The 12,169-nt window shown below is 58.8% G+C and carries 12 protein-coding genes and 2 pseudogenes; 7 read left to right on the top strand and 7 right to left on the bottom strand.

Going from position 1 to position 12,169, the window contains the following annotated elements; genetic code table 11:
- Positions 1-45 precede the first annotated feature (45 nt).
- The 3 genes from acpP to RHM58_RS15605 form a co-directional block, all read right to left on the bottom strand.
- Entirely contained in the window at positions 46-285 is a 240-nt protein-coding gene (gene acpP, locus RHM58_RS15615) for an acyl carrier protein (RefSeq protein WP_201255535.1), read from the bottom strand.
- Between the two features lie 18 nt (positions 286-303).
- Positions 304-555, bottom strand: a complete 252-nt coding sequence (locus tag RHM58_RS15610) for a hypothetical protein (protein WP_201255536.1) — start codon at positions 553-555, stop codon at positions 304-306.
- A gap of 266 nt (positions 556-821) precedes the next feature.
- Positions 822-1,736: a LysR family transcriptional regulator gene (locus RHM58_RS15605; protein WP_201201279.1), complete on the bottom strand. Its 915-nt coding sequence runs from the start codon at positions 1,734-1,736 to the stop codon at positions 822-824.
- Between the two features lie 105 nt (positions 1,737-1,841).
- On the opposite strand from RHM58_RS15605, the gene RHM58_RS15600 reads away from it, so the two are divergent.
- The 3 genes from RHM58_RS15600 to RHM58_RS15590 all read left to right on the top strand — a co-directional run bounded on the left by RHM58_RS15600 (position 1,842) and on the right by RHM58_RS15590 (position 5,004).
- Positions 1,842-2,441 (top strand): short chain dehydrogenase, encoded by a 600-nt coding sequence (locus tag RHM58_RS15600; RefSeq protein ID WP_201201277.1) that lies wholly within the window; start codon positions 1,842-1,844, stop codon positions 2,439-2,441.
- A gap of 201 nt (positions 2,442-2,642) precedes the next feature.
- On the top strand, positions 2,643-3,296 hold the full coding sequence (locus tag RHM58_RS15595; protein WP_201201275.1) for a COG3650 family protein: 654 nt from the start codon (positions 2,643-2,645) through the stop codon (positions 3,294-3,296).
- Between the two features lie 94 nt (positions 3,297-3,390).
- Complete coding sequence (locus tag RHM58_RS15590) at positions 3,391-5,004, top strand: NAD(P)/FAD-dependent oxidoreductase (protein WP_322270710.1); 1,614 nt, start codon at positions 3,391-3,393, stop codon at positions 5,002-5,004.
- 253 nt (positions 5,005-5,257) lie between these two features.
- Here the strand turns inward: RHM58_RS15590 and RHM58_RS15585 are convergent, their stop codons facing one another.
- Positions 5,258-6,352 carry a PLP-dependent cysteine synthase family protein gene (locus RHM58_RS15585; RefSeq protein WP_201201271.1) on the bottom strand — a complete coding sequence of 365 codons (1,095 nt, stop codon included), beginning with the start codon at positions 6,350-6,352 and terminating at the stop codon, positions 5,258-5,260.
- A 250-nt stretch (positions 6,353-6,602) separates the two neighbouring features.
- On the opposite strand from RHM58_RS15585, the gene nhaA reads away from it, so the two are divergent.
- From nhaA to RHM58_RS15570, 3 genes and pseudogenes are all read left to right on the top strand, one after another.
- Positions 6,603-7,790 (top strand): Na+/H+ antiporter NhaA, encoded by a 1,188-nt coding sequence (gene nhaA, locus RHM58_RS15580; RefSeq protein WP_322270709.1) that lies wholly within the window; start codon positions 6,603-6,605, stop codon positions 7,788-7,790.
- Positions 7,791-7,910: 120 nt separating this feature from the next.
- Positions 7,911-9,091, top strand: a pseudogene (locus RHM58_RS15575) (colicin E3/pyocin S6 family cytotoxin).
- Entirely contained in the window at positions 9,088-9,312 is a 225-nt protein-coding gene (locus RHM58_RS15570) for a hypothetical protein (RefSeq protein ID WP_322270708.1), read from the top strand. Before RHM58_RS15575 ends, RHM58_RS15570 begins: the two are co-directional and overlap by 4 nt.
- A 103-nt stretch (positions 9,313-9,415) precedes the next feature.
- Here RHM58_RS15570 and RHM58_RS15565 read toward each other — a convergent pair whose 3' ends face one another.
- Positions 9,416-9,880 carry a glycine zipper 2TM domain-containing protein gene (locus RHM58_RS15565; protein WP_201195394.1) on the bottom strand — a complete coding sequence of 155 codons (465 nt, stop codon included), beginning with the start codon at positions 9,878-9,880 and terminating at the stop codon, positions 9,416-9,418.
- A gap of 166 nt (positions 9,881-10,046) precedes the next feature.
- Between RHM58_RS15565 and RHM58_RS15560 the strand changes: the two genes are divergently transcribed.
- Positions 10,047-10,283 carry a hypothetical protein gene (locus RHM58_RS15560; protein WP_201201266.1) on the top strand — a complete coding sequence of 79 codons (237 nt, stop codon included), beginning with the start codon at positions 10,047-10,049 and terminating at the stop codon, positions 10,281-10,283.
- 5 nt (positions 10,284-10,288) lie between these two features.
- Here RHM58_RS15560 and pdxH read toward each other — a convergent pair.
- Positions 10,289-10,935 (bottom strand): annotated as a pseudogene (gene pdxH / locus RHM58_RS15555) (pyridoxamine 5'-phosphate oxidase).
- Positions 10,936-10,959: 24 nt separating this feature from the next.
- Entirely contained in the window at positions 10,960-12,111 is a 1,152-nt protein-coding gene (locus RHM58_RS15550; RefSeq protein WP_201201263.1) for an OmpA family protein, read from the bottom strand.
- Positions 12,112-12,169: the final 58 nt, after the last annotated feature.

The raw sequence follows: 12,169 nt of genomic DNA, 5'->3' as shown, positions 1-12,169 counted from the left end.
TTTTTATGCATTGTGAACCTTCACTGACAGCGGAGAGCAACAGGGTTAGTCGCCCTTATGAACGGTTGCGTAGTCTATTGCCTGTTGGACGGTGGTGATTTTCTCGGCTTCTTCGTCCGGGATTTCCATCTCGAACTCTTCTTCCAAAGCCATGACCAGTTCAACTGTATCCAGGGAATCCGCCCCCAGATCGTCAACAAAACTGTTGAAGTTCTTAAGCTCTTCGGGTTTCACGCCCAGTTGGTCACAAATGATCGTTCTTACACGCTCTTCTACGTCTGACATTTTCTTGCTCCCTGAGCATCATTTTTCAAGGGTTGAACCAAGTGTCTCTTTGGGATCAAGAAGCCCAACTACCTGCATCAGGTGATTAACGGCATGCAGGACGCCGATGTCCTGAAGCGTTGCCTTGTTGTTCAAAATCCGGCGAAGACAGTAATAGATAGTCAATTCGCCCAGCGCCGCGCTGCCATCCAGCATTCTCCGCTCGACGATGGCTTTCGACTTTACGTGGATCATGGTTTCCAGATAGTCAGTCAAATCGACTTTGTTCATGGCATTACTCCTGCTCAGTAACCTGCCTGGCGTTCAATGTATTCGCCGGCTGGGCAGTTTTCTACTGTCAGAAATAACAGGTCTAGATAACTAATCGCTATCAGCAGCTTGGGTTTATTCCAAACGCAACCATCGAAAATGTTCACAAATCCAAATGTGGGAGCGGGCTTGCTCGCGAAGGCGGTTGGTCAGTCAATATCTCTGTTGGATGTGAAACTGCATTCGCGAGCAAGCCCGCTCCCACAGGGTCTGTGCGGTGCCAGAGGTTAACGCTGAAGTCGGTCGAGGGCCTCACCACTGCGCTTGAACCAACCAATCAAATAATCCGCCAACACTTGGGTGCGCTTCGGCAAACCGCCCTGATACGGATGCACCAGGTACATCGGCATACGCCGAGTCTGATAATCACGCAGGAGCCAGCGCAATCGTCCGTCAGCCAATTCCGCTTGCAGCAGGTACGACGGCAACCGCGCGATACCGGCGCCGGCCAACGCCGCTTTCTTCAGCAGGCTGTAATGATTGCTGGCGAACGGTCCCGAGACACGAACTCGCAACAACTCGTGTTGCTGGTGATACAGCCATTCTTCGCGGCCGCTGTAATGGCTGTTGAGTAAACAACGGTGTTCGGCGAGGGATTGAGGCGTCAGCGGTTCGCCGTATTGCTCTAGGTAGGCCGGGCTGGCGCAGGTCATTTCGTGCCAAGCCAATAGCGGCCGGGCCACCAGGCGCTCGTCATTGTTCACCTCGGAGCGAACCGCCAGATCAAAACCGTCGCGGGACAAATCACGGTAGTTGTTGCTCAGGTCGAGTTCGATCTGCACCTCGGGGTACTTGCTGGAGAACTCCAGCAGCAAGCCATCGAAGAAGGTTTCCCCCAACGACACCGGAACTGTCATACGCACCGGTCCGGCCATGTCGTCCTTCAACCGCGCCAATGCCTGACGCGCTCGCTCCACTTGGACTACCAGCGCCTGGGCTTGCGGCAGCAGCGCCGCACCTGCTGCCGTCAAACTCAGGCGGCGAGTGGTGCGTTGCAGCAGGACCACGGAAAACCGCGACTCCAGCAGGCTGATGCGTTTGGAGAGTTGGCCCTTGCTGCAACCCAATTGCTGGGCCGCCAGGGTAAAACTCCCGGCTTCGATCAGCACCGCGAACGCCGCCAGGTCATCCATTTCGCTCATGGATTGTTTCCATTTGAAAACCAAAGGTTGCCTATTAGCACGCTTATCAACGGGAAAATCCACTCTAGACTTAGGCCTCGTTCAACCACTTCGAGGAACAGCACGATGAAGATTCTTTTGATAGGCGCAGGCGGCACCATCGGTTCGGCGGTCGACAAAGAGTTGTCGCAACGTCACGAAGTCATCCGCATCGGCCGCAACAGCGGTGATTTGCATGTGGATATCAGCGACAGCGCCTCGATCCGCGCCCTGTTCGAAAAGACCGGAAAGTTCGATGCGCTGGTCTGCGCCGCCGGTAACGTGACCTTCGCCCCGCTGGACGAAATGACCGCTGACAGCTTTGCCCTGGGCCTGAAAGACAAGTTAATGGGCCAGGTCAACCTGCTGCTGATTGGCCGCGAATTCGCCAATGATGGCGCCTCGTTCACCTTCACCACCGGCGTGCTCAGCCACGACCCGATTCGCAGCGGCGCCTCGGCAGCGTTGGTCAACGGTGCGCTGGACAGCTTCGTCCGTGCGGCCGCCATCGAATTGCCTCGTGGCCTGCGCGTGAACTCGATCAGCCCGACCGTGCTGCTCGAAGCCATGGGCAGCTACGCGCCGTACTTCCGCGGCTACAAGCCGGTTCCGGCAGTGGATGTGGCATTGGCCTACGCCAAAAGTGTGGAAGGCTTGCAGACTGGTCAGACATTCCACGTCGGTTAAGAACACCCCGATCCGGAGCTGCCGCAGGCTGCGATCTTTTGATCTGGCTTTTGATTTTCAGTGTTATTGAGAGGATCAAGATCAAAAGATCGCAGCCTTCGGCAGCGCCTACGGGAGATCGACGGGCGACATTGAAATCGGTGGGGTTGTGATGGACGGTCAGGCTGCGTAACGTGGCGGCACTTGTCTGGAGAACCAAAGATGCGTGTTGCCCGTTCCCTCGTCCTCGTTGCCCTGCTTCCATTGTTCGCCGCGTGCCAGTTGTTTGATGGTCCACGGCAAAGCGCCTCTCACGTCGGGCAAACCCGTATGCAGGGTCAGTTGACGGCGGCCGACGGCAAACTGGTGTTTCAGCCATGCAATGAATCGCGCAGCTTTGTGGTCAACGACACCGGTGGCACCAGCATCCTGCAAGAAGCCGCGACCCTGGCCGATGATCAGGGCAAGCTGTTCGCCGATGTGCGTGGCCGGATCGATGGCAGCCGTCTCGACCTGGAGCAGCTGTACCGCGTCGAGCGCTCGGGCACAGCGTGCGACGATCCCAACTTCAAACTGCTGATCCTGCGGGCCGCCGGTCACGGACCAGAGTGGAACGTCAAAGTCAGCGGCAAAGGCATGGTTATCGACCGCGCCGGCGAACCTCCATTGGCGGTGCCGTATGTTGAGGAGCAACTGGGCGATGGTCGTTTCAACCTCAGCAGCGAAGCCAACGGCAAGCACATTGAACTGTGGGTTGCGCCCAAACGCTGCGTCGACAGCAGCACCGGCAGTGTCCAGCACATGAGCTCTGAACTGCGGATCGACGGCCAGGTGCAGCGCGGCTGCGGGTATTTCGGCGGCTCGCGCAACGACTGATCGTTTTTGCCTCACGAGACCGGCGTTTGGGGCTTATAATCGCCGCCTTCAAACGCCTTGGCGCAGTTGTGCGCCCCGCGAACCGGATCCTGTCATGTTACGAATCACCGAACTCAAGCTGCCGATCGACCATCCCGAAGAAGACCTGCGCCCTGCCATCGTGCAGCGCCTGGGCATCGCCAGTGATGACCTGCTCGATTTCACCTTGTTCAAGTGCAGCTACGATGCGCGCAAAAAATCCTCCGAACTGTGCTTCATCTACACCATCGACCTCACCGCCAAGGATGAGGCGGCGCTGCTGCACAAGTTCGCCGATGACCGTAACGTCAACGTGGCGCCGGATGTCAGTTACAAAGTGGTCGGCCAGGCACCGGCCGATCTTGCGCAACGCCCGATCGTCGTCGGTTTTGGCCCGTGCGGGATCTTCGCCGGGCTGCTGCTGGCGCAGATGGGCTTCAAGCCGATCATCCTCGAGCGCGGCACCGAAGTGCGCCAGCGCACCAAGGACACGTGGGGCCTGTGGCGCAAAGGCGTGCTCGACCCTGAATCCAACGTGCAGTTTGGTGAAGGTGGCGCTGGGACGTTCTCCGACGGCAAGCTCTACAGCCAGATCAAGGACCCGAAGTTCATCGGTCGCAAAGTCCTGCATGAATTCGTAAAAGCCGGCGCGCCGGAAGAAATCCTCTACGTCAGCAAACCGCATATCGGTACGTTCCGTCTGACCGGCGTGGTGGAAAACATGCGTGAGCAGATCCGCGCATTGGGCGGCGAAGTACGCTTCCAGCAGCGGGTCACCGATGTATTGATCGAGGACGGCCAACTGGTCGGCGTCGAGCTCAATGGCGGTGAGCAGATCCATTCGAAACATGTGATTCTGGCCCTCGGCCACAGTGCCCGCGACACCTTCCGCATGCTCCACGGCCGTGGCGTGTTCATGGAAGCCAAGCCGTTCTCGGTGGGTTTCCGCATCGAGCATCCGCAGTCGCTGATCGACCGCGCGCGCCTGGGAAAATACGCCGGCCACCCGAAACTCGGCGCTGCCGACTACAAACTGGTGCACCACGCCAAGAACGGTCGTTCGGTCTACAGCTTCTGCATGTGCCCGGGTGGCACCGTGGTAGCGGCGACGTCCGAGCCGGGTCGCGTAGTCACCAACGGCATGAGCCAATACTCGCGTAACGAGCGCAACGCCAACTCCGGGATCGTCGTCGGGATCACCCCGGAAGTCGATTACCCGGGCGGCCCGCTGGCCGGCATCGAGCTACAGGAACGCCTGGAATCCCACGCCTTTGTGCTCGGTGGCAGCAACTACGAAGCCCCGGCGCAACTGGTCGGGGACTTCATTGCCGGCAAACCGTCCACCGAGGTGGGCAGCGTCGAACCGTCCTACAAACCAGGCGTTGCCTTCGGTGATCTGGCCTTGGCCTTGCCGGCGTTTGCCATCGAAGCCATTCGTGAAGCATTGCCAGCGTTCGAGAAGCAGATTCGTGGCTACTCGCTGCACGACGCAGTGTTGACCGGTATCGAGACACGCACCTCGTCGCCACTGCGGATTACCCGCAACGAGTCGATGCAGAGCTTGAACATCAAAGGCTTGTTCCCGGCCGGTGAAGGCGCGGGTTATGCGGGCGGGATTTTGTCGGCGGGTGTTGACGGGATTCGGATTGCCGAAGCCGTGGCTCGCGACATCCTCGGCCTGGAGGCCTGACACAAAACCCTGTGGGAGCGAGCTTGCTCGCGATAGCGGTAGATCAGCCAACATCTCTGTTGAATGCTCAGCCGTCATCGCGAGCAAGCTCGCTCCCACATTGGTTTCTAGGAGTGCATGCTATCCATGTCAGCACGCCAATCCCTGTGGGAGCGGGCTTGCTCGCGAAAGCGGTGGACCAGCCAACATCTCTGCTGAATGGAAAACCGTATTCGCGAGCGAGCCCGCTCCCACATTTTTGATCTTCGATGTGTCAGATATTGGCGCGCAGCACGCTGGCCGGCAGCGGCTCGCCGCGCTCGACACTCGCCGCCACCGCATCGATCAAGCCACTCAGTTCATACCCTTGGCCCTTGAGCCAATCCTGATCGTAATAGGTGGTGGCGTAGCGTTCGCCGCCGTCGCACAGAATCGCCACGATCGACCCCGACTCCCCCGCCGCAACCATCTGCTGGGCCGCCATCAAGGCGCCGATCAGGTTGGTCCCGCTCGACCCGCCCACTCGCCGGCCCAAGCGCTGCGCCAGGTAATGCATGGCTGCCAGGGACAGCGCGTCCGGCACCTTGACCATCGCATCGATCACTTTGGGCAGGAACGACGCTTCCACCCGTGGCCGACCAATCCCTTCAATCCGCGAACCGCAGTCCAGGCGCAGACTGGCGTCGCCGGTCAGGTAGTAATCAAAGAACACCGAGCGCTCGGCATCGGCGCACAGGACTCGAGTGCAATGCTGACGATAACGCACGTAACGGCCCAGGGTTGCAGTGGTGCCGCCGGTGCCAGGGCTGGAAATCAGCCAGCTCGGCTCCGGGTGCTGCTCGAAGCGCATCTGCTGAAAAATCGATTCGGCGATGTTGTTGTTCGCCCGCCAGTCGGTCGCACGTTCGGCGTAGGTGAACTGGTCAATGAAGTGGCCATCGTTTTCGCGCGCCAGGCGCTCGGATTCGGCGTAGATCTGAGTCGGATCGTCCACCAGATGGCTCTTGCCGCCGTAAAAAGCAATCTGCGCGATCTTCTCTTTGGAGGTGGTCGCCGGCATCACCGCAATAAACGGCAAACCGAGCAAACGAGCGAAATACGCCTCGGAAATCGCCGTCGAACCGCTGGACGCCTCAATCACCGGCGCGCCGGGCTTGAGCCAGCCATTACACAGCGCATAGAGGAACAGCGAACGGGCCAGCCGATGTTTCAGGCTGCCGGTGGGGTGGCTGGACTCATCCTTGAAGTACAACTCGATGCCCGGCAAGCCCGGCAGCGGCAAGGGGATCAGGTGGGTGTCGGCGCTGCGCTGGAAGTCAGCTTCGATGATCCGGATGGCTTCGCGGGCCCACTGTCGATTGTCGCTCATGGTGGTGATCTCGTTGAATCAGGCAAGAGTCGGCCTTGTTTCAAGGCTCAGCCCACAAGCTTAGGAAAATTCCTGCATCACGCACAGATACAGCTGAGTTCCAATACGCCGGACAACTGCTAGGCTCAGGATCGTGCCCACCGCTTGCGCTGTAACGACATATAACAAAAAAGAATATAACTTTTGTTTTAACAACTAACGGTACGGGTTAGGGTGTGCCACCTTTTGAATTTATCGATGGAGAGCGACCTTGCCTCTGCGTAGCACTTTCACGCGTTTCTTTCAGTTGGAAGCTGCCAGCGGTCTGTTACTGATCGCCGCTGCAGCCCTGGCTTTAATCATCAACAACTCGTCGCTGTCGTGGCTCTATAACGGCCTGCTGGACACCCCCGTGGTGGCCCAGATCGGCGCGCTGAAAATCGCCAAGCCTTTGCTGCTGTGGATCAATGACGGCCTGATGGCGATGTTCTTCCTGCTGATCGGCCTGGAAGTGAAGCGCGAAGTCCTCGACGGCCAACTGTCGAAACCGTCGCAGATCGTTCTGCCCGGCGCGGCGGCGATTGGCGGCATGGTCGTGCCAGCATTGGTCTACTGGTTCCTCAACCGCGACGACCCGGTGGCGTTGGGTGGCTGGGCGATTCCGATGGCTACTGACATTGCCTTCGCCCTTGGCGTACTCGCCCTGCTGGGCAAGCGCGTGCCGGTGTCGCTGAAGTTGTTCCTCATGACCCTGGCGATCATTGACGACCTGGGTGCGATCATCGTCATCGCGATCTTCTATTCCGGCACGCTGTCGACCCTGTCCCTGGCACTGGCCGGCGCCTGTATCGTCGCGCTGATCGCGATGAACCGGCTCGGCGTGGTCAAGCTCGGGCCGTACATGATCATTGGTCTGATCCTGTGGGTCTGCGTGCTCAAGAGTGGTGTCCACGCGACACTGGCCGGCGTAACCCTGGCCTTCTGCATTCCACTGCGCACCAAAAACGCCGAGCCTTCACCGTTGATGACGCTGGAGCACGCCCTGCATCCGTGGGTGGCCTACGGCATTCTGCCGCTGTTTGCCTTTGCCAATGCCGGCCTGTCCCTCAGTGGCGTGACCGTGGAAAGCTTCACCCACCATGTACCGATGGGCATCGCCGCCGGCCTGCTGCTGGGCAAGACCGTCGGCGTGTTCGGCCTGACCTGGCTGTCGGTGAAAATCGGCATCGCCTCCCTGCCCCAAGGCGCCAACTGGGGCCAGGTGTTGGGTGTGGCGATCCTCTGCGGGATTGGTTTCACCATGAGCCTGTTTGTCGGTTCCCTGGCGTTTGTGCCGGGCGCCAGTGAATACGCTGGGATGGACCGTATGGGGATTCTGACCGGTTCGATTCTGGCTGCGTTGATCGGTTATGCGGTGACGGCGGCGGCGAGTCGAAAGAGTGCCGCGCTGCAATCCTGAGAAACAGAGAATACTCCTCAGGACATTGAAGACTCGTCCTACAGCCACGGTTAGCCACGTTCGTTAACGTCGTGCAGTCCCTTTAAGGGGGCTGCCGATGGACGAATGAAAGGATAATCAGTGGCTGGCAACAAGGACATTCCCCGGGTTAAAAATTCACCGTCGGGTGACGGCCATCACGTCACCCATCGCTTCATGACTGCCGCCGAGCTGGCCGCGCGGGACGCCAGGCAAAGCGCCTACGACGCCATGCTTGCCAGGCAAGACGCCTTCGAACGCAGTCTTACGGTCGTCTCGTCAAAGGACGAAACCGTTCGGGCCGGCTGCGTCTTCGCCAAATCCTGCAACTTGCCGGACGCGATCATCGATTATTCCAACCCTTCGGGAATGGTGCCGACCGACAGCCTCAAGGATTACGGGGAAGTCGCCTGGCTCGGTGCTCGCGAAGTAGACGATGCCGGGTTGCTGAATCTTGAAACGATCAGCAGCACTGCCCTCCCGCTCGGTATCGGACACATCGCATTGCGGCTCCCGGCCATATCCGCAGCGCCAGCACTCGGCGTGGCCGGGGCCACCGTACTGGCCGGATTGGTTGCGCTGTTCTGGACACCCAGCCTGGGTGATAGCGCGCTCTACACCGAAGATCAGCTTCGCGCCCTGAAACAGGCCCGCACCCGTGTTCGCCTAAGGATCGAGCAACAGCCCGATGGCAGCCTCAAGGGTTATGGCTTCTACACCGGCAAGAACCGGGAATGGGAAATGGTTGATGTCGTGCAGTTCGCGTTGCGCGACAGTCAGCGGGTGGCTGATCTCGGGGATGGCGTTGAGCTGATCTGGACCCCGGCGGTGGATGGGTCTGACATTCTTGGTATTCCCGCTTTAGAAGCCGCACCGCAGGCCCCGCACATCTGGGTTTACCCGCCGACGAAAGCGGCGGACAGCATCATCGTGAATCCGGTTTATCCGCCTGAGTACAAGGATTTCATTCTTGTGTTTCCGGTGGGTTCGGGGTGAAGCCGGTTTACATAGTGCTGAATGCGCCTCAGCTGAACTACCATCCGAAACCTACACTTTTGCCTGCCTATCCGGACGCTAAATGGGCTAACCCCAAAACCCCCATCAAAGGTGGCGGAGGATTACGCCCACGCTGGAAGGATAGAAGTGGAACGATTTACGAATGGGATTTTCAGCACGGCGCAGTTGAAAAATACAACAAGCGAGGAAAACATTTGGGCGAGTTCGACCATGAAACCGGCACTCAGAACAAACCAGCAGACCCGACAAGAAAGGTAGAGCCATGAAGCATCTAATTATGGGGGTTCCGAAGGGTGAAGATTTCCCTTCATTTGAGAAGCAAATCCCTATTACAACTACCAAACTCAAACTGATTATGGGTTGGGAGAAAGATGAAGACTCATTACATGACTATCGCCTTTCCGAACAACAGATCACGAGCATAGAAAAAGCATGCTCTCTCGATTTGCCGAAAAATCTTGATTTGTTTCTGACCACATACGAATAACGAGCTTTCAAAAAACCAAATTCCAGCTTTTTTTAACAATCGCGCAAAACAAAAAACCCCGACCAGTCACCTGATCGGGGTTTTCTTTTATCCGTAATCCCGCTTAGTGCGAAACGCGGCTAGTCCCACCAACCGTGGAGATGCGCACGCGCTCACCCACACGGAACACTTCGTTTGGCTGAACTTCCTGGACGTAGGCACGCATGCTGCCGTCGTCTTCACGAACGGTGATTTCCACACCTTGGGTGCGGGTCAGGCCTTCTTCAGCAGCCGAACCGACCAGACCGCCAGCAACGGCACCGATTACCGCTGCCACGATGCTGCCGCGACCGCCACCGATGGCGCTGCCGCCAACACCACCGACCACGGCACCGGCTACGCCGCCGATTGGGGTCTTGGTGCCTTCAATTTTCACTGGGCGCAGGGATTCGATGGTACCCATACGAATCGTCTGCACGCGACGCGCTTCGTCACGGGAGTAGGAGTCACCGGTCAGGCTCGATTGGCAGCCGGTGAGCAACATCGCCATCGTGGAAAAGGAAGCAACCAGCAGAACAGACTTACGCATAGCATCAACTCCAAAGGACAGGTATTCATTAAACTCCGCAGCTTGACGCCTGTCACGGCATCGCCCGGATAAAATTGTTTTCATTCAGGCCCGGTACAGGCGCCTCTGAACTGACAACACAGTAGCGTCAAATGACTAAAACTGCGCCGTTGAGCCAAGGATTTTCATGGATTATTTCATCATTGTGGTCACGACGCTGGCCGGTTTGTACTTCCACGGGTGGCTGTACATACGGATCAAACGCTGGATGGACCGCGATCTGGCGTTAGCCTTGGCCGGGAAGGACGAGCAGAAAAAAGCCTTCATGCTCCAGCAACTGGCGAACGCTCAAGCGCAGAGAATCAAGCGTCGAGACCTGCCGCAGTGGCTTGAAGCCGCTGCAGCAGGCTATCCCGGTCGATAGAGCGCTTAGGGTGCCAGACGTTCAAGAATCCAGTCAGCGCCCTGTAAGCGGTAGTTGAGGCGATCGTGCAGGCGGCTCGGACGGCCTTGCCAGAACTCGATGCGCTCGGGTAGCAAACGATAACCGCCCCAATGTTCCGGGCAGTCAGGTTGAGTGTCGCTGAAACGCTGCTCGGTAGCCTTGAGCAAGTCTTCCAACTCGCCACGACCGGCGATCACGCGGCTCTGGGGCGAAGCCCAGGCACCGAGGCGGCTGCCCAGTGGCCGAACCTGATAGTAGGCGTCGGACTCTTGCGGCGTAACCTTCACCACGCGGCCCTCTATGCGCACCTGACGCTCCAGGGTCGGCCAAAAAACGTCATGGCGGCGAACGGGTTCGCCGCCAACTGCTCGCCCTTGGCGCTTTCGTAGTTAGTGAAGAAGGTAAAGCCCTGAGCATCCAGGCCCTTGAGCAGCAGAATGCGGCAATGCGGTCGACCGTCCGGATCGACGGTGGCCAGGGTCATTGCATTGGCCTCGACCGGCACCTGCTCGGTTTTCACCGCATCGGCGAACCACTGATGGAACAGCGCGAACGGCTCGGCCGGGGCTTGCGCCTCGGTCAAGCCGTCGCGGGTGTAGTCGCGACGCATATCAGCCAGGGCCTGGGTCATGGCGCATTCCTTCTGGTTAACGAATTACTTTTTGCTGGCGTCAGCGACTTTGCCGTCGTCAGACGCGTCTTTGACCGGGGCCGTTTTCTTGGCTGGGGTTGCAGCCTTCTTGGCCGGGGCCTTCTTCGCTGGAGCCTTGGCCGCCGCTTTCTTGGCTGAAGCCTTTTTCGTGGCGGGCACAGCAGCTTTCGTCGCGGCAGGTGCAGGTGTGACTGGCGCGGCCACAGGCTTGACGGTCTGAGCAGCGATCATGGTCATCGGCGCCGGAGCTGGCATGTTGTACTTGCTCAGCAACGCTACCATGGTGTTTTGCGGGGTCACCAGCAGTTCCACACGACGGTTCATGGCTCGACCTTCCTGGCTGTCGTTGGCGGCACGCGGTGCGTCACCGCCCATGCCACGCAACATCAGGCGATCACGCTGCAAACCACTGAGGCGGAAGATCGCTGCAACCGATTGCGCACGCTCCTGACTCAGTTTCACGTTATCCGTGGCGACGCCCGTAGTATCACTGTGACCGAGGACCAGCACGGCGGTTTTCGGATCGACTTCGAGAATCTTCGCCACGCGAGTGAACGGGCCAAGGGTTACCGGCAGCAGCATGCCCGGACGCTTCGGGTTGAACGAGCTGTCAATCGGCGCGATCACGACCAATACGTTTTCACGGCGTTCGAGTTGCAGGTTGCTGTCCTTGATCGCTTCACGCAGACGCGGTTCGTAGTCATCAAGCCAGGCCTGGGTGACTTTCGGGTCCGGCATCGGCACGACTTTGGCGGTAGGTTGGTCTTTGCCGCCGAACGGCCACCACCACTTGCTACCGGTGTCGGCATCGGCCTTGGCCACAACGGCAGGCGTGGCTTGGGGTTTGACTTCAGCTTTTACGTCAGGCGTGGCGGCCGGCTTGGCGGCACCGTCATCGGAACCGAACGGCCAGTACCAATGGCTGGCGCTTTCAGCCTTGGCAACCGGCGCGGCGGCGGCCGCTTTCACTGGAGCCGGAGCAGCGGCAGGTGTCGCAGCAGGCTTGGCGGCTGGCGCCGAATCCTTGGTCGCCACTTTGTCGGAGGAACCGAACTGCCACCAGTGGCTGTCGCCCGCGGCGTCATTTTGCGGAGTTTGTGCGCAACCGGTGATGGCGAAGCACACTGCCAAAGCGAGAGTTTTATTAGATGACATTGGATATCCACAAAATGAAGTAATAAATGCACGCCCACAACGGACCGCATAAACAGAC

It is taken from the genome of Pseudomonas sp. 10S4 (genome assembly GCF_034344865.1).
In the GTDB taxonomy this organism is placed as follows: Bacteria; Pseudomonadota; Gammaproteobacteria; order Pseudomonadales; family Pseudomonadaceae; genus Aquipseudomonas.
This window is presented reverse-complemented; position numbering and strand designations above follow the sequence as displayed.

Excerpts from the sequence above, each read along its gene's own strand:
- RHM58_RS15590 (WP_322270710.1), top strand. The coding sequence starts at position 3,391 with ATGTTACGAATCACCGAACTCAAGCTGCCGATCGACCATCCCGAAGAA.
- acpP (WP_201255535.1), bottom strand. The coding sequence starts at position 285 with ATGTCAGACGTAGAAGAGCGTGTAAGAACGATCATTTGTGACCAACTG.
- RHM58_RS15570 (WP_322270708.1), top strand. The coding sequence starts at position 9,088 with ATGAAGCATCTAATTATGGGGGTTCCGAAGGGTGAAGATTTCCCTTCA.
- RHM58_RS15560 (WP_201201266.1), top strand. The coding sequence starts at position 10,047 with ATGGATTATTTCATCATTGTGGTCACGACGCTGGCCGGTTTGTACTTC.
- RHM58_RS15600 (WP_201201277.1), top strand. The coding sequence starts at position 1,842 with ATGAAGATTCTTTTGATAGGCGCAGGCGGCACCATCGGTTCGGCGGTC.
- RHM58_RS15565 (WP_201195394.1), bottom strand. The coding sequence starts at position 9,880 with ATGCGTAAGTCTGTTCTGCTGGTTGCTTCCTTTTCCACGATGGCGATG.
- RHM58_RS15605 (WP_201201279.1), bottom strand. The coding sequence starts at position 1,736 with ATGAGCGAAATGGATGACCTGGCGGCGTTCGCGGTGCTGATCGAAGCC.
- RHM58_RS15610 (WP_201255536.1), bottom strand. The coding sequence starts at position 555 with ATGAACAAAGTCGATTTGACTGACTATCTGGAAACCATGATCCACGTA.
- RHM58_RS15585 (WP_201201271.1), bottom strand. The coding sequence starts at position 6,352 with ATGAGCGACAATCGACAGTGGGCCCGCGAAGCCATCCGGATCATCGAA.
- RHM58_RS15595 (WP_201201275.1), top strand. The coding sequence starts at position 2,643 with ATGCGTGTTGCCCGTTCCCTCGTCCTCGTTGCCCTGCTTCCATTGTTC.
- RHM58_RS15550 (WP_201201263.1), bottom strand. The coding sequence starts at position 12,111 with ATGTCATCTAATAAAACTCTCGCTTTGGCAGTGTGCTTCGCCATCACC.